Source organism: Pseudomonas sp. LA5 (assembly GCF_028640825.1).
GTDB classification, from domain to species: domain Bacteria; phylum Pseudomonadota; class Gammaproteobacteria; order Pseudomonadales; family Pseudomonadaceae; genus Chryseomonas; species Chryseomonas aestiva.
In genome coordinates this window covers 309331-326771 of the sequence record NZ_JAQYZY010000019.1, presented here as the reverse complement: position 1 = coordinate 326771, position 17441 = coordinate 309331, and the positions used below count along the sequence as shown (strand labels likewise).

Here is a 17441-nt window from a genome sequence, read left to right as displayed (position 1 = left end):
CCTCAGCGGGCCTTGAGGAAGTCGACGATCTCGGCCAGGGCGATGTTCTGGCTGTCGCTGTCGGTACGGCCCTTGTATTCGACCAGACCTTCATTGAGGCCGCGCTCACCGACCAACAGGCGATGGGGAATGCCGATCAGCTCCATGTCGGCGAACTTCACACCGGGGCTGGTCTTCTTGTCACGGTCGTCCAGCAGCACATCGAAGCCGGCGGCCTTCAGTTCGGCATAGAGGCGATCGGTCGCGTCCTTCACCGCGGCGTTCTCGTACTTCATCGGCACCAGGGCGACGTTGAACGGTGCCAGGGCAGCCGGCCAGCGGATGCCACGCTCGTCGTGGTTCTGCTCGATGGCGGCGGCGACCACGCGGGACACGCCGATGCCGTAGCAACCCATGGTGAGCAGGGTAGGCTTGCCTTCCTCGCCCAGGACCGACAGCTTCATGGCCTCGCTGTACTTGGTGCCCAGCTGGAAGATATGGCCCACTTCGATGCCGCGCTTGATCACCAGGGTACCCTGGCCATCCGGGCTCGGATCGCCAGCCACCACATTGCGCAGGTCGGCGACCTGGGGCAGCGGCAGATCGCGCTCCCAGTTGACGCCGAAGTAGTGCTTGTCTTCCTGGTTGGCGCCGATGCCGAAGTCGCTCATCAGGGCGACCGAGCGATCGACGATGCAGGGAATCGACAGATTCATCGGGCCCAGGGAGCCAGGGCTGGCACCAATGGCCGCGCGGATCTCGGGCTCGGTGGCGAACACCAGGGGGCTGGCGACTTCCGGCAGGTTGGCCGCCTTGATCTCGTTCAGTTCGTGATCGCCACGCACCACCAGGGCGACCAGCTTGCCTTCCTCGGCCCCGCGTACCACCAGGGTCTTCACGGTCTTCTCGATGGCCAGACCGAATTTCTCCACCAGATCGGCGATGGTCTTGGTGTCGGGGGTATCGACCAGACGCAACTCTTCGCTGGCGGCACCGCGCGCGGTTTCCCGCGGCAGGGCCTCGGCCTTCTCGATGTTGGCAGCGTAGTCGGAGCTGTCGCTGAAGGCGATGTCGTCTTCACCGGAGCCGGCCAGCACATGGAATTCGTGGGAACCGCTGCCACCGATGGAGCCGTTGTCGGCCTGCACCGGACGGAAGTTCAGGCCCAGGCGGCTGAAGACGTTGCAGTACGCCTGGTACATGGCGTCGTAGGTTTGCTGCAGCGACGCCTGGTTCAGGTGGAAGGAGTAGGCGTCCTTCATCACGAATTCGCGGCCGCGCATCAGGCCGAAGCGCGGGCGGATCTCGTCACGGAACTTGGTCTGGATCTGGTACAAGTTGATCGGCAGCTGCTTGTAGCTGTTCAACTCGTTGCGCATCAGATCGGTGATGACTTCCTCGTGGGTCGGGCCCACGCAGAAATCGCGCTGATGACGATCCTTCAGGCGCAGCAGCTCGGGGCCGTACTGCTCCCAGCGACCGGATTCCTGCCACAGCTCGGCGGGCTGGATCGCCGGCATCAGCACCTCCAGGGCGCCGGTGGCGTTCATCTCCTCACGCACCACGGCTTCCACCTTGCGCAGCACGCGCAGGCCCAGCGGCAGCCAGGTATAGAGGCCGGAGGCCAGCTTGCGGATCATGCCGGCACGCAGCAGCAGCTGGTGGCTGATCACCACGGCATCGGAAGGGGTTTCTTTGAGGGTGGACAGCAGGAACTGGCTGGTACGCATGGCTAGGCGGTCTGTCGGCATCGAGACGGGACCGGCATTGTACGGCGGGGTGGGGCAGGGCGTACAGGGACGCGGGTGGCACCGACTAAGGGTCGGAAAAGAACAGCCCGGCGAATGCCGGGCTGCTGGATCGTGCGAGTGACGCTGGCCTCTATTAGAGGATGTTCAGCGGGTACTCGGTGATCAGGCGAAACTCGTTGACGGTGCCGCCGGTGCTGGCGTCGCCACGGTGCCAGGCTTGACGGACGCGGAAGGACAGGTCCTTGGCCGGGCCGCTCTGCAGGACATACTTGGCTTCGACGTTGGTCTCGCGCTCTTTGTCGCCGTCCTGGTAACCAATGTTGGCGTATTGAGTGCTGGCCTTGGGTGCGTCGATGTCATGGCCGTAGATGTAACGGGCCATGAAGCTCAGGCCAGGCACGCCCAGGGTCGCCATGTTCAGGTCGTAGCGCGCCTGCCAGGACTTCTCGCCGGAGGCGTTGAAGTCGGAGTACTGGATGGAGTTGGCCAGGAAGATACTGTCGCCACCGTTACCAGTGTTGGCACCTTTGCCACCGACGCCGACGTAGTCGAACGGCGCATCGCTGCTCACACCCTGGTAGGCCAGAGTGAAGGTGTGGGCATCGATGCTGTAGGCGGCGGCCAGCGAGTAGGCGTTGTTGGAGAAGTCGCCCAGCTTGGCGCTGCCGGTGTCTTTGGTGTGGTAGTAGTTGAAGTCGAAGGTCAGCGCCTGGTTGGCCGCCAGCGGCTGCACGAAGTTGACGTTGGCGTAGTACTGGTTCCACAGGTCTTCCAGACGGCCATAGTACAGCGACGCACTCAGCTGATCGTTGATCTTGTACTTGCCACCCAGGTAGTCGCCGGAACTGGAAGTGATGCCAGAAGCGTAGGTCGAGCCCAGGTTGCCGTCGTGGTAGGTGTTGGTGCGGTCACGCGCAGCGGTGATGTGGCCAGCCTCCAGGAACAGGTTCTCGATTTCTTCGCTGGTCAGCATGAAGCCGGTAGCGGTCTGCGGGAACAGGCGGCTGCCACCCACGGCGAAGACCGGGGAGGTGGGCTGCACGTTGCCGTACTTCAGGACGGTGTTGGAGACGCGCAGTTTCACTGCGGCGCCAGCGGTGGAGTACTCGTCCTTGTTGCGACCGTCGCTGTCGATCTGCAGGTTGCCGGAACCGACGTGGCCGCGGCCGCCGTCCAGTTTCAGGCCCAGGTAGCCGAAGGCATCCACACCGACACCCACGGTGCCCTGGGTGAAGCCCGATGCGTAGTTCATCAGGAAGCCATGGCTCCAATCTTTACGATCGTTGGCGCCGTTCTTGAGATCCCGGTTGAAGTAGTAGTTGCGGTTCAACAGGGTCAGCTTGCTGTCTTCGACAAAGCCCTTGGATTCGGACTGCTGGTCGGCGAAAGCCAGTTGAGTGGTCCCTGCGGCTACGGCCAGGGCGAGAATGCTCCACTTCATCGCTTGCATCAGAAATGCTCCTTTGGGTTGAAAGTCAGCCATCGTGTCAGCCGTGGCTGTTTGTTCTAATGGCGGCACATATAGCACCTCTCTCGGAGGGGCGATAGGCTTCATCAAAATTTTGCGTGTGATGAGCGGATTAACCGTGACTCTTAAGAAAGCTCTTTAAGAGTTCCCGTCCGATCGTCGTACCCGGATCGTGATAGCAAAAAGCGTGCACAAATCCCCAAACGCCGAGCCCGCCTGTCTATCGTCAGGCCTCTCCCCGGGTGACGGGCAGTTTCGGGCGGGTTGATTGCACCTTTGTGACACCAAAGGTTTCACGTTCCCCAAGCCGTGCACACTTTTAGTGCTGACTGGTGTTAGCAGGAGATGAGATGTTCCAAATAGATCCACGACTGGCCGGCGATTCCCTGGAAGTGACGTCCTTGACGCTGTGCCAGGTATTGCTGCTGAACGATCGCCGCTATGACTGGCTAGTGCTGGTGCCCCGTCACGAAGGTGTTACCGAGGTCCTCGACCTGTCACCGCGGGACCAGGCACAACTGTGGCGAGAGGTGACACTTGTTGCCCAGGTGTTGCGTAACGCTCACCCTGACCGCAAATTGAACATCGGCGCCCTGGGTAACGTTGTCCGGCAATTGCACCTGCATGTCCTGCTGCGGCAGGAAGGTGATCCGGCCTGGCCCGGCCCGGTGTGGGGGCACTCGCCACGCGAGCCCTATGCCACCGAGGCGGGCCATGCCGCGGCCGAGCGCTGGCGGGTGCAGCTTGAACAGGAGGCACAGGCATGACTCTCGAAGAACGTATCGCCGACCTGGAGATGCGCCAGGCTTTCCAGGACGACACCATCCAGACCCTCAACGACATCATCGTCGAGCAGCAGCGGACCCTGGATCGCTGCGCGGCGCAGATCCGCATGCTGGCCGAACGCCAGGCGGAGTTGCAGAGCGCAGGCGGTGGCGGCATGCCGGACGAAGCCCCGCCGCCGCACTATTGAGATCCGTTCCGCAGCTGAATCTTGTTGTCGCCCTGACGTACGTGCGCAGGCGGCTTTGCCGGCTACTCTAGCGGCACTGCATCCTTGCACTTTTTTGGTGCAGTCCGGCCTCGTCCCTTGTGGAACTCGCTCCGGGAGAGGCCTGTCCTCTGCGGAGCGAAGCCCACAGCACCTTCAGGACGGAGTACGGTTATGGCGTTTTTCACCGCTGCCAGCCAAGCGGATTTCCAACAACAACTCAAGAATGCCCTCGCGGCCCATGTCGAAGGGGATACCCTCGAACAACTGGATCGCTTCACCGCCCAGTTCTTCGGCATCGTCCCGCTGGAAGAACTCACCCAGCGTCGGCTGTCCGATCTGGTCGGCTGCGTGCTGTCGGCCTGGCGCCTGCTGGACGTCTTCGATCCGGCCGAGCCGCGGGTGCAGGTCTTCAATCCGGATTACGAGCGGCACGGCTGGCAATCGAGCCACACCGTGGTCGAGGTGCTGCACGCCGATTCCCCCTTCCTGGTGGATTCGGTGCGGATGGAGCTCAACCGCCAAGGCTATAGCGTCCATACCTTGCAGAACAGTGTCCTCAGCGTGCGCCGGGATGCCCAGGGTCGCCTGCTCGAGTTGCTGCCCAAGGGCCAGCAGGGCGAAGGGGTCACCCGCGAAGCCCTGATGTTCCTCGAGATCGACCGCTGTGCGGCCGCCACCGAGTTGCGCACCCTGGAGGCGGCGCTGCAGGAGATCCTCGGCGAGGTCCGGTTGACCGTTGGTGACTTCGCGGCCATGAAGGCCAAGGTCGCCGATCTGCTGATCTGGCTGGATCGGCGTCCGACCGGTGTGGAGGAGGGTGAACTGGCCGAGGTGAAGGCCTTCCTCGACTGGCTGCGCAACGACAGATTCACCTTCCTCGGCTACGAGGAATTCACTGTCGAAGGCGATGGCGAGACGGCGATTCAGCGCTATGTGCCCGAGTCCCTGCTGGGGCTGTCGCGCCGCCTGCGTGGCCGGCCCGAGACCGCCGAGATCACGCTGTCCGGTGATCCGCTGCGCTATCTGCGCGAGCCGGTGCTGCTGTCCTTCGCCAAGGCGGCCGACCCGAGCCGGGTGCATCGCCCGGCCTATCCCGATTTCGTTTCCCTGCGCGAGGTGGATGCCAGCGGCCGGGTGGTGCGCGAGCACCGCTTCATGGGCCTCTATACCTCCAGCGTCTACAACGACAGCGTGCGGGAGATTCCCTATATCCGCCGCAAGGTCGACGAGGTGCGTCGCCGCGCCGACTTCGACAGCAGCGCCCACCTCGGCAAGGAACTGGCCCAGGTCCTCGAAGGCCTGCCGCGGGACGATCTGTTCCAGACCCCGGTGGACGATCTGTTCAGCACGGCCATGGCCATCGTGCAGATCCAGGAACGCAGCAAGGTCCGCGTCTTCCTGCGCCGCGATCCCTATGGTCAGTTCTTTTACTGCCTGGCCTATGTGCCGCGCGACATCTACTCCACCGAAGTGCGCCAGCGCATGCAGCAGATCCTCATGGATCGCCTGCATGGCACTGACTGCGAATTCTGGACCTTCTTCTCCGAATCCGTGCTGGCGCGGGTGCAGTTCATCCTGAGGGTCGATCCGCTGCAGCCGCAGGACGTCGATCCGGCGCGCCTGGAGCAGGAGATGGTGCAGGCCTGTCGCAGCTGGAAGGACGACTTCGCCAGCCTGATGGTGGACAGCTTCGGCGAAGCCCAGGGCACTTCCATCCTGGCCGACTATCCGCTGGGCTTCCCGGCCGGCTATCGCGAGCGCTTCGCGCCACACCTGGCCGTGGTGGACATGCGTCACCTGCTGGACCTGAAGGACGATCGCCGTCTGGCCATGGGCTTCTACCAGCCGCTGACCCAGACCGGCGACAACATCCTGCACTGCAAGCTCTACCACGCCGATACGCCCCTGGCGCTGTCGGACGTCTTGCCGATCCTGGAAAATCTCGGTCTGCGCGTGCTCGGCGAATTCCCCTACGAGCTGCGTCATCGCAATGGCCGCCGCTACTGGATCCACGATTTCGCCTTCACCACCGTGGCCGGCCTGGAGCTGGACCTGCAGCAACTCAACGACACCTTCCAAGACGCCTTCGTCCAGGTGGTGGACGGCCAGGCGGAAAACGACAGCTTCAACCGCCTGGTACTGACTGCCGGGCTGCCCTGGCGGGACGTCGCGGTGCTGCGTGCCTATGCGCGCTATCTCAAGCAGATCCGCATCGGCTTCGACATCGGCTACATCGCCGCCACCCTCAATGCCCACGTCGACATCGCCCGGGAGCTGGTGCGGCTGTTCCGCATGAAGTTCTACCTGGCACGGCGCATGACCAGCGAGGACCTGGACGACAAGCAGCAGCGTCTGGAGCAGGCCATCCTCAGCGCCCTCGACGATGTGGCGGTGCTCAACGAAGACCGCATCCTGCGGCGCTATCTGGACCTGATCAAGGCGACCCTGAGAACCAACGTGTTCCAGACCGACGCCGCCGGCAAGCCCAAGGCCTACTTCAGCTTCAAGCTCGATCCCAAGGCCATTCCCGAGCTGCCGCGCCCGGTGCCGCGCTACGAGATCTTCGTCTACAGCCCGCGCGTGGAAGGGGTGCACCTGAGATTCGGCAACGTCGCCCGCGGCGGCTTGCGCTGGTCGGATCGCGAGGAAGACTACCGCACCGAGGTGCTGGGCCTGGTCAAGGCGCAGCAGGTCAAGAACTCGGTGATCGTCCCCGTGGGTGCCAAGGGCGGCTTCGTGCCGCGGCGTCTGCCGACCGGTGGCTCCCGTGACGATATCCAGGCCGAAGCCATCGCCTGCTACCGCATCTTCATCAGTGGCCTGCTGGACATCACCGACAACCTCAAGGATGGCGAGGTGGTCCCGCCGGCTGCGGTGGTGCGCTACGACGGCGACGATCCCTACCTGGTGGTGGCGGCCGACAAGGGCACCGCGACCTTCTCCGACATCGCCAACGGCATCGCCCAGGACTACGGTTTCTGGCTCGACGACGCCTTCGCCTCCGGTGGCTCGGCGGGCTATGACCACAAGAAGATGGGCATCACCTCGCGGGGCGCCTGGGTCAGCGTGCAGCGCCACTTCCGCGAGCGCGGCATTGATGTGCAGACCGATCCGGTCACCGTGGTGGGCATCGGCGATATGGCCGGCGACGTCTTCGGCAATGGTCTGCTGCGTTCGCGCAGCCTGGAGCTGGTGGCGGCCTTCAACCACCTGCACATCTTCATCGATCCCAATCCGGATGCCGAACGCAGCTATGTCGAGCGCGAGCGGCTGTTCAACCTGCCACGTTCGAGCTGGACCGACTATGACACCAGCCTGATCTCCCAGGGCGGTGGCATCTTCCCGCGCACTGCCAAGCGTATCGCCATCAGCCCCGAGATGAAGGCGCGCTTCGATCTGCAGGCTGATCACCTGACGCCCAACGAGCTGATCAACGCGCTGCTCAAGGCACCGGTCGATCTGATCTGGAACGGCGGCATCGGCACCTACGTGAAGGCCAGCTTCGAAACCCATGCCGATATCGGCGACAAGGCCAACGACGGTCTGCGCGTGGACGGCTGCGACCTGCGCGCCAAGGTGATCGGCGAGGGTGGCAACCTGGGCATGAGCCAGCTGGCACGGGTGGAATTCGGCCTGCACGGCGGCGCCTGCAACACCGACTTCATCGACAACGCCGGTGGCGTGGACTGCTCCGACCACGAGGTCAACATCAAGATCCTGCTGGGCGACGTGGTCTCCGCCGGCGACATGACCGTCAAGCAGCGCAACACGCTGATGGGCGAGATGACCGACGAGGTCGGCGAGCTGGTGGTCGCCAACAACTACATGCAGACCGGGGCCCTGTCCCTGGCGGAATATCGGGCGCGGACCCACCTGGCCGAATACCAGCGGCTGATCGTGGATCTCGAGGGTCGCGGCAAGCTGGATCGTACGCTGGAATTCCTGCCCAGCGACGAGGTGCTTGCCGAGCGCGCCGCCAAGGGGCAGGGGTTGACCCGTTCCGAGCTGTCGGTGCTGATCTCCTACAGCAAGATCGACCTCAAGGAACAGTTGCTGGCCTCTTCGATGCCGGACGACGAATACCTCGCTCGGGACATGCAGGGCGCCTTCCCGCAGCGCCTGACCGAGCAATTCCCTGAGGCAATGGCACGCCACCGCCTCAAGCGCGAGATCGTTGCCAACCAGATCGCCAATGACCTGATCAACCACATGGGCATTACCTTCGTGCAGCGCCTGTGCGAGTCCACCGGCATGAGCGCGGCCGATGTCGCCCGCGCCTATGTGGTGATGCGCGATGTGCTGCACCTGCCGCATTGGTGGCGTCAGGTGGAGGCCCTGGATCATCAGGTGCCGGCCGAATTGCAGTTGCGCCTGATGAGCGAGCTGATGCGCCTGGGGCGGCGGGCGACCCGCTGGTTCCTGCGCAGCCATCGCAGTGGCCTGGACGCGGGCGCCGTGGCGGCCTTCTTCGGGCCACGCATCGCCGCGCTGGGCGTACGGCTGGACGAGCTGCTGCAGGGCGAACCGCGCCAGGACTGGGAAGAGCGCTTCCGCGCCTACACCGAGGCGGGCGTGCCTGAACTGCTGGCACGGGTCGTCGCCGGGACCAACCACATCTATACCCTGTTGCCGGTGATCCAGGCCGCAGAGGTCACCGCCCAGGATCCGCTGGAAGTGGCGGCCACCTGGTTCGCCGCGGGTGATGTGCTGGATCTGGCCTGGTATCAGCAGCAGCTCAACCAGTTGCCGGTCGCCAATGCCTGGCAGGCACTGGCCCGCGAGGCCTTCCGCGACGAGGTGGATCTCCAGCAACGCACCATCACCATCGGCATGCTCAACTTGAGCGAGGCGCCGAGCGATCCGGAAGCCCGGCTGTCGCTGTGGCTGGAGCGTCACCGGGCGGCGGTGGAACGCTGGCGCGGTCTGCTGGTGGATCTGCGCAATGCCAGCGGTCAGGACTATGCGATGTACAGCGTCGCCAGTCGTGAATTGGCGGATCTCGCCAGCAGCAGTGTCTGAGGTGACGGGCATTCGCGAGTGGTCATCGCGGATGCCCTGACCCGATCAGGCGGCAGCAAAGGCGGCGTACCCTCGGGGCGCCGCTTTTTTGCGCCTGGATGAGCTCAGGGTTTCGGCTGGGTCGAGGGTGCCTTGACGGCGCTCAGCCCTTGCAGGAGCGCCTGGTGAAAGCGTTCCGGCGCCTGCATCTGCGGCGCATGGCCCAGGTCCGGGAATTCCACCAGGGTCGCCTGGGGAATGCGCTGCGCCGCCGCCTTGCCCAGTTCGGGATAGTGGCCCAGCTGCGCCTTGAGGGCGGCCGGCGCCGCATCCTTGCCGATGGCGGTGGTATCGCGCTGGCCGATCAGCAGCAGGGTCGGCATGCGCAGCCGCTCGAATTCGTAGACCACCGGCTGGCTGTAGATCATGTCGTAGATCAGGGCGGAGTTCCACGCCACCCGCTCCTTGCCCGGTCCCTCGTTGAGGCCCGCGAGCATGTCCACCCAGCGATCGTAGGCGGGAGACCATTGGCCGGCGTAATAGGTGCTGCGCTCGTAGTCGCGGATGGCGGCGGCCGAGGTCTTGAGCTCCCGGGCATACCACTGGTCGACGCTGCGATAGGGCACGCCCAGCGCCTTCCAGTCTTCCAGGCCGATGGGATTGACCAATACCAGCTGCTCGGTGGCCTCGGGATAGAGGAGGGCGTAGCGGGTCGCGAGCATGCCGCCGGTCGAATGACCGATGAGGGTCGCCCGGGCGACGCCCAGGTGGTCGAGCAGGGCGCGGGTGTTGGCGGCCAGTTGCTGGAAGCTGTATTGATAGTGCGCCGGTTTGCTCGACTTGCAGAAGCCGATCTGGTCCGGCGCCACGATCCGATAGCCGGCAGCGCTCAGCACCTGGATGCTTTGCGCCCAGGTACCGGCGCAGAAGTTCTTGCCGTGCAGCAGGACCAGGGTCCGCCCGTTCGGTTTTCCGCTCGGCGCGACGTCGAGATAGGCCATTTCCAGAGGCTGTCGCTGGGAGTCGAAGCTGAAGGTCCTGACCGGGTAGTCGTAGGCGAAGCCTTCGAGACGTTCGCCATAGACGGGCGCCGCCTGGCTGAGCGGACTCAGCAGCAGGGCGGCCAGGGGGAGGGCGAGGCGCAGGGACATGGGCAGGATCCTGGGGCTAAACCAGTTCCGACCGGATGCCGGTGGAGAAGATTCCGGGTCGCCCCTCGAACGCTGTCGGCCTTGCTGCGGGTGTCCGGGCTGCGGGCCGTTTCGCTTCGCCTCCCGCCCCGGGTCTGATAGTCTGGATGACCTTTGTTTCCAATTCGGCGCACCGCTTTCCCTGCGCTTCTTCCCGATCACACGAGGTTCCCGGTTTGGCGCTCGAGTCACCTTCCAAGACGCAGCCCGACGCTCTGGCCGATTGTGCCAATGAGCCGATCCACATTCCCGGCAGTATCCAGGAACATGGCTTCCTGTTCGCCGTGGAAGAGCCGGATCTGCGCATTGTCCAGGCCAGCGCCAACGTGCGCGAGTACCTTGGCGTCGCCGTGGAGGATGTACTGGGTCGCACGCTTGGCGAATTGCTGCCGGGGTGCGATCTGCCGGCCATGCTCGGGGCCCTGACCCAGGAAGAGCAGAATCCCATCTATCAGGGCGACGTCACCCTGGGGCCACAGCGGCAGACCTTCGCGCTGTTCATGCATCGCTTCGGTGGGGTGCTGATCGTCGAATTCGAGGCGCCGGTGGACAGCCGGCTCGGCCTCAATACCCTCTATCCCATGGTGCGGGTGTTCATCGAACAACTGCACCAGGCCGAAACCGTGGATGCCATCGCCACGCTCGCGGTGCGCGAAGCCAAGCGCATCTCCGGCTTCGACCACACCATGATCTATCGCTTCGACGAAGAAGGTCACGGACAGGTGCTGGCCGAGGAGTGCGATCCCGGCGTACCCAGCTATCTGGGGCTGAGATTTCCCGCCTCGGACATCCCGGCCCAGGCCCGCCGCCTGTACCTGGCCAACCGCATCCGGGTAATCGGCAACGCCTACTACCAGCCGTCGCCGCTGCAGCCGCAGACCAATCCGCTGACCGGCCAGCCGCTCGACCTCAGCTTCGCGCAACTGCGCAGCGTGTCGCCGGTGCACCTGCAGTACATGAGAAACATGGGCACCCTGGCCTCCATGTCGGTTTCCATCGTGGTCGGCGGCCGTCTCTGGGGTCTGGTGCTCTGTCACGATCGCCAGCCGCAGCGGGTATCCTTCCAGACGCGGACCGCCTGCGAGCTGTTCGGTCGGGTGCTGTCGCTGCAGATCGATGCCGCCGAGACCCACGCGGAATCCGATCGTCGACTGGCGCTGCGTCAAGCCATGGTGCAGATGCTCTCGACCATGGCCGACCGCGACAGCGTCTGCCAGGGACTGCTGGAGCTGCCCCAGGTCTATCTGGATTTCGCCCGGGCACAGGGCGCCGCCATCATTTCCTCCGACGGCACCGAGCTGATCGGCCAGGCGCCGCCCCGCGACGTGGTGGACAGCCTGGTCGAGTGGTTGTCGGTCAACGTCAAGGATCACTACGTCACCGACAACCTGGCCAAGGACATCGCCGCGCTGCCACAGCTGGCCCAGTATGCGGCCGGGGTGCTTGCCGTACCCATTTCCGAATTGCATTCCCACTATCTGATCTGGTTTCGCAGCGAGCTGGTGCAGGTGGTCAACTGGGCCGGGCGGCCAGCCAAGCAGGAAGGCAGCGACGGACGCCTGTCGCCCCGACAGAGTTTCGTGCTCTGGCAGGAGACGGTCCGCGGCCTGTCGCTACCCTGGTCGCCGCTCGAGCTGGAAAGCGCCATCGAATTGCGCAATGCGGTGCGCGGGATCGTCCTGCGCAAGGCCGAGGAGATGGCCGAGCTGGCCGAGGAGCTGCAACGCAGCAACAAGGAACTGGCGGCTTTCTCCTACAGCGTGTCCCACGACCTGCGTGCGCCGCTGCGCCACATCGCCGGCTATGCCGAGCTGCTGGGCGACATCGAAGGCGGCAAGCTGTCGGACCGGGGGCGGCGCTTCCTGGAAAACATCGGGTCGTCGGCGCGCTTCGCCGGCAGCCTGGTCGACAACCTGCTGAGCTTTTCGCAGATGGGGCGGGCGGCGATCCGCTATTCCGACGTCAATCTGACCGCCCTAGTGGAAGCCATTCGCGAAGAGATGGCCCCGGACTATGCCGAGCGGCAGGTGGAGTGGCACATCGGCCCCCTGCCTGTCGTCATCGCCGATGCCGCCTTCGTCCATCTCGCCTTGCGCAACCTGCTGGCCAATGCCATCAAATACAGTCGCTACGAAGAACCGGCGGTGATCGAGATCGGCACCTTGCCGAGCGATTCCGAGGACATCATCTTTGTTCGGGACAACGGTGTCGGTTTCAACATGGACTATGTCGGCAAGCTGTTCGGCGTCTTCCAACGCCTGCACCATGCCGATGAATTTGAAGGGGTCGGCATCGGTCTGGCCAGTGTCAGACGCATCATCGAGCGTCATGACGGTCGGGTCTGGGCCGAGGGTGCCATCGGCGAGGGCGCTACCTTCTTTTTCGCCCTTCCCAAACAACGTCCGTCCCCGGTACACAAAAGGTAGTTCTGTTCATGCTCAAACCCATTGTGCTGGTCGAAGACAATCCGCACGATCTGGAGCTCACCCTGGTGGCTCTGGAGCGCAGCCAGCTGGCCAACGATGTCGTGGTCCTGCGTGACGGTGCCGAAGCGGTCAATTATCTGCTCAGGCGCGAACCCCATGCCGATCGCGAGCCGGGCAATCCCGCCGTGATGCTGCTGGATCTCAAACTGCCCAAGGTCGATGGCCTGGAAGTGCTCGAACTGATTCGTCGGACGCCTGAGCTGTGCAGTATTCCCGTGGTCATGCTGACTTCATCACGGGAAGAGCCGGATCTGGAGAAGGCCTACGAGCTGGGCGTGAACGCCTACGTGGTCAAGCCGGTCGAGTTTCGTGATTTCGTCGCCGCGATCAGCGACCTCGGCGTATTCTGGGCCGTGCTCAATGAGCCGCCGCCAGGATCGCGTCGTGTCACCAGGCGCATTGGCCGCTAGCGAGTGAAGATCAGTGCATCCGCATCCAGTCATCCGCGACCGGCCGATATGCGCGATCCGGCTTCCCTGAGTGAACAGATTCAAGGCCGACGTCCGTTTATGCCGCTCTCGAAACAGATCAAGATCCTGCTGGTAGAGGACAGCAAGCTCGATGCCGAGCTGATCCTGATCGAGCTGGAAAGGCACGGCTTCGAGCTGCAATCCAAGATCGTCTATGAACGTACCGGTCTGACTCTGGCGCTGAGCCAGCAGACCTACGACATCATTCTCTCCGACATCATCCTGCCGGGCTTCTCCGGTGCCGAGGCCCTGCGCGTGGCGCGGGCGCTGACGCCGGAAACCCCCTTCATCTTCGTCTCGGGCATCTTCGGTGAAGTGCACGCGGTGGAGATGATGCGCCTGGGCGCCAACGACTATGTGCTCAAGCAGAGCATGGAGCTCTTGGCCAAGGCGGTCGAGCGGGCACTGCTGGTAGTGCACGAGCGCCGCGAGCGGCGCCGCGCCGAAGAGGCCCTGCACAGCCTGGAAGTCAGGTCCCGCCTGGCCATGGACGCCTCCCGGCTGGGCATGTGGGAGTATCTGCCGGCCAGCCGTACGCTGGTCTGGGACGAGCGCTGCAAGGCCATGTTCGGCCTGCCGGCCGATGCGGTGGTCGATCTCGAGGTGTTCGCCCGCCTGTGCGGCAGCGATGGCCTCGAACGCTTTCTCGATACGGTCCGCCAGGCGGGCGCCGACGAGCGCGACGACGACTACCGCAGCGAATACCGCATCCGCCTCGATGATGGCGCCCAGCGCTGGGTCGAGACCCGCGGCCAGCCCTTCTTCGATGCCGGCGTCTGCACCCGCTTCCTTGGCGTGATGCTCGACATCACCCAGCAGCGCGACGCCGCGGAGAAACTCGAACGACTCAACGTCAGTCTCGGCGAGCGCGTCGAGGAGCGTACCCGCGAGCGCGATCGGACCTGGGATCTCACCCGCGATCTGCTGCTGGTGTGCAAACCCGACGGTACCCTGGTAGCGCTCAACCCGGCCTGGGAAGAAAATCTGGGCTGGTCGCGGGTGGAGCTGCTCGATTCCTCGCTGCTGGCGCTGGTGCATCCCGACGAGCGCTTCATCACCGACAACGAACTCAAGCAGCTGGCCACCGGTGCGACCAGTCAGCGCTTCGTCAATCGTATCCGCCACCGCGACGGCAGCTATCGCTGGATTTCCTGGACGGCGGTGCCGGATGCCGGCATGACCTATTGCTCCGGACGGGACATCTCCTCGGAGGTCCTGGCGATGGAAGAACTGGCCGCGGCGAATCGCCAGTTGCGTGAGCAGATCGACGAGCGCGAGCGGGTGGAAGACACCCTGCAGCAGATGCAGCGCCTGGAGGCCGTGGGTCAGCTCACCGCCGGCGTGGCCCATGACTTCAACAACCTGCTCACCGTGGTGCTCAGCAGTGCCAGCTTCCTCGAGCGGGATCTGACGCGCCTCGAAGCGAGCGACAAGACCCAGGGGCGGGTGCAGAACATCCGCGAAGCGGGCGAGCGGGGCGCCAAGCTCACCGCCCAGCTGCTGGCCTTCTCCCGCCGTCAGCGTCTGGCGCCCAAGCCGGTCAAGCTCAACGAAACCGTCGAAGGCATGCTCGAACTGCTGCGCAGCACCATGGGTGGCAGCGTCTGGATCGAGACCCACCTGCGCGCCGATTGCTGGCATGCCCTGGTCGACCCGACCCAGATCGAACTCATCATCCTCAATCTGGCGATCAATGCCCGGGATGCCATGGCGGTCGGCGGCACCCTGCGGCTGAGCACCTCCAACCAGACCATCAGCGAGCCACCCCAGCGCCCGGAAGAACCCGAGCCGGGCGAGTACGTGCTGCTGGCGGTGCAGGATTCCGGCACCGGCATGAGCGAAGAGGTGCTGGCCAAGGCCTTCGAACCCTTCTTCACCACCAAGGAGGTGGGCAAGGGCTCCGGTCTGGGCCTGGCCCAGGTGTTCGGCTTCGCCAAGCAGTCCGGTGGTGGCGTGCGCATCGAGACGCAGATGGGCAGCGGCACCACGGTGCTGGTCTATCTGCCGCGTACCGAGGCGGAAGATGCCGTGGATCCGGTCGGGTTACCGACCCCGGGGCGGGACGAACAGGCCGCCGAGCGACGCATCCTGCTGGTCGACGATGATCATGCGGTGCGCAACGTGACCGCCGCGCTGCTGGCGGATCTCGGCTATCAGGTGGTAGAGGCCAGCAACGGCTTCGCCGCCCTGAGCGCCCTGGAGCGCGATCCGCAGATCGATCTGCTGCTGGCCGATTTCGCCATGCCCGGCATGAATGGTGCCGAGCTGGCTCGCCAGGTGCGCAAGCGGTTGCCGCAGTTGCCGGTGGTCTTCATCACCGGCTACGCCGAACTGGGCGAACTCGATCCCGAACAGTCATTCATCGTGCCCAAGCCCTTTCGCGAGGCGGATCTGGCCGCACGGCTGCAGGCCGCCCTGCGTGGCGAGAAGCCCCAGCCTTCGCCGCTCTGAAAACCGCGGTCACTACGAGGTATTTGCGTGTCCACCATCCGTGAAATGTTGCGTGCCGAGGGCGGTGCCCTGCACCAGCAGGTCGATGCCACCTTTGGCCGCTATGCATTGCAGACGCGACCCCATTACACCGCCTTCCTTCAGGCCCATGCCCAGGCCCTGATCGGCCTCGAAGAGTTGCTGGAGCGCTCCGGCATCCAGCGGCTGTTGCCCGACTGGGCAGAGCGTCGCCGCCGCGGGGTGCTGGCGGAGGATCTGCAGCGTCTGGCCGCCGACAGGCCCGAACCCGTCGTCCTCGAGCGCCTGCTCGACGAAGGGGAATGCTGGGGGGTGGCCTATGTGCTGGAGGGTTCCCGATTGGGCTCGCGACTGCTGGATCGTCATGCCGGCGAGAGTCCGGATGAAGCGGTGCGCGACGCCCGGGCCTATCTGGGACATGTGCCGCCCACCGGTGCCTGGCCGGGATTCCTGCAGCGACTGGACGAGGCGGGCAGCGACGCGCAGTTGCATCCGGCGATGCTGGCCGGTCAGCGCCTGGCCTTCGAGGTGTTCCTGGCGGCGGGGCAGCGTCACGCGCCTGCGGTCGCTGCCGGCTGAGACACTTGCCTAGAACGCCTGCAGATAGCCGATCACCTCGGCGGCACCCAGGCGTTCGAGGATCTCGGCGAGGACGCGGGTGGTCGCCACTTCATTGGGTAGCAACAACCACTCCAGATCCTGGCCAGGTGCGGGCAGCGGCAGGCGGGCATAGTCGAGCTTCAACCCCAGCAGCACCTGGACGAAGTCCGGGTGATTCCAGACCGCATTGGGCAGGGCATAGACCGCGAAGGCCTCCTGCAGGCGGTTGATGGCCGCCTGATCCAGGCTCAGGCACTGAATCTGCGCCGGCACTTCCACGGCGATACCGCGGATGCGGGCGTAGGCGATGATGCTGGCAAGGGCGAGGGTGGTGGCCGCCTCGTTTTCCAGGAACAGCCGCGTGCCCCGCCAACTGGCCTGGCGCAGGCGCAAGGGCTGCTCCGCAGAGAGATTCGGCAGGGTGCGATAGAGCGCTGCCTGGAAATCCCGATAGCCGATGATCCGGACCTGCTCGCGAGCCGCAGGCAGGGCGGCCAGTTCTTCCAGTTGCACCGCGAAGTCAGAGGCGCTGTCGCCCAGCCGCTGGCAGAGGCCTTCGATGGCGCGCAGGTCCAGGGCGGCGACCTGCTGGGTATCGGCGATCACCAGCTGGCTGAGCAGGGCATGGGCGCGACTCTTGATCTCCTGGGTCGGACCGGACAGGGCGGCGCGTGGCAGGCCAAGGAGCAGATGCAGGGGGTGGCCTTCATCCCACCAAAGACTGGCGCTGGGCGCGGGCAGGGGGAGAAAGGCATCGGCCAGGCGTTCCAGGCAACGCTGGATGCGGCGACTGGCCAGCGAGGGATGCAGATGCAAGGCCAGTGAAGACCAGGGGCTGCCCAGGAGGTTGGCACTGTTGCTCATGAGGTCTCCGGGGCGGATAGGAACTGCACGACCGATTCTAGCGTGGGACAGACAGCGTTATCGTCAAATGATTCCTGAAAGGTAGGATCTTTTGTGCGAGTGACCGTTCGAGTCCGGGGCGAGCGACGTATGGCGGGTGGCAAGCCTGTATAATGCGCGCTTTCCGAATTGC

The 17441-nt window shown here is 64.6% G+C and carries 11 protein-coding genes; 7 read left to right on the top strand and 4 right to left on the bottom strand.

Annotated features, from left to right (window positions below; translation table 11 throughout):
- Positions 1-2 precede the first annotated feature (2 nt).
- Together PVZ72_RS03675 and PVZ72_RS03670 are read right to left on the bottom strand one after the other, a co-directional pair.
- Complete coding sequence (locus PVZ72_RS03675) at positions 3-1709, bottom strand: proline--tRNA ligase (protein WP_273861230.1); 1707 nt, start codon at positions 1707-1709, stop codon at positions 3-5.
- A gap of 154 nt (positions 1710-1863) precedes the next feature.
- The gene (locus PVZ72_RS03670) at positions 1864-3180 is read right to left on the bottom strand and encodes an OprD family porin (protein ID WP_187978771.1); all 1317 of its coding nucleotides are present in this window, start codon (positions 3178-3180) and stop codon (positions 1864-1866) included.
- A 368-nt stretch (positions 3181-3548) separates the two neighbouring features.
- Between PVZ72_RS03670 and PVZ72_RS03665 the strand changes: the two genes are divergently transcribed.
- The 3 genes from PVZ72_RS03665 to PVZ72_RS03655 all read left to right on the top strand — a co-directional run bounded on the left by PVZ72_RS03665 (position 3549) and on the right by PVZ72_RS03655 (position 9211).
- On the top strand, positions 3549-3965 hold the full coding sequence (locus tag PVZ72_RS03665) for an HIT domain-containing protein (protein WP_133859714.1): 417 nt from the start codon (positions 3549-3551) through the stop codon (positions 3963-3965).
- Positions 3962-4171: a SlyX family protein gene (locus PVZ72_RS03660; protein ID WP_064306679.1), complete on the top strand. Its 210-nt coding sequence runs from the start codon at positions 3962-3964 to the stop codon at positions 4169-4171. The genes PVZ72_RS03665 and PVZ72_RS03660 overlap by 4 nt, the downstream gene beginning before the upstream one ends.
- 192 nt (positions 4172-4363) lie before the next feature.
- Positions 4364-9211, top strand: a complete 4848-nt coding sequence (locus PVZ72_RS03655; RefSeq protein WP_273861229.1) for an NAD-glutamate dehydrogenase — start codon at positions 4364-4366, stop codon at positions 9209-9211.
- 104 nt (positions 9212-9315) lie between these two features.
- Here the strand turns inward: PVZ72_RS03655 and PVZ72_RS03650 are convergent, their stop codons facing one another.
- Complete coding sequence (locus PVZ72_RS03650) at positions 9316-10341, bottom strand: alpha/beta fold hydrolase (protein WP_273861228.1); 1026 nt, start codon at positions 10339-10341, stop codon at positions 9316-9318.
- Positions 10342-10556: 215 nt separating this feature from the next.
- Here PVZ72_RS03650 and PVZ72_RS03645 point away from each other — a divergent pair, with 215 nt between their 5' ends.
- The 4 genes from PVZ72_RS03645 (at position 10557) to PVZ72_RS03630 (ending at position 16384) form a co-directional block, all read left to right on the top strand.
- Positions 10557-12806 (top strand): ATP-binding protein, encoded by a 2250-nt coding sequence (locus tag PVZ72_RS03645; protein ID WP_187978775.1) that lies wholly within the window; start codon positions 10557-10559, stop codon positions 12804-12806.
- Between the two features lie 8 nt (positions 12807-12814).
- The gene (locus PVZ72_RS03640; protein ID WP_133859710.1) at positions 12815-13276 is read left to right on the top strand and encodes a response regulator; all 462 of its coding nucleotides are present in this window, start codon (positions 12815-12817) and stop codon (positions 13274-13276) included.
- 99 nt (positions 13277-13375) lie between these two features.
- Entirely contained in the window at positions 13376-15787 is a 2412-nt protein-coding gene (locus PVZ72_RS03635) for a response regulator (protein WP_133859709.1), read from the top strand.
- Positions 15788-15814: 27 nt separating this feature from the next.
- Complete coding sequence (locus tag PVZ72_RS03630; RefSeq protein ID WP_187978777.1) at positions 15815-16384, top strand: biliverdin-producing heme oxygenase; 570 nt, start codon at positions 15815-15817, stop codon at positions 16382-16384.
- A gap of 9 nt (positions 16385-16393) precedes the next feature.
- On the opposite strand, the gene PVZ72_RS03625 is transcribed toward PVZ72_RS03630, so the two are convergent.
- Positions 16394-17269 carry a hypothetical protein gene (locus PVZ72_RS03625; RefSeq protein WP_273861227.1) on the bottom strand — a complete coding sequence of 292 codons (876 nt, stop codon included), beginning with the start codon at positions 17267-17269 and terminating at the stop codon, positions 16394-16396.
- Positions 17270-17441 lie beyond the last annotated feature (172 nt).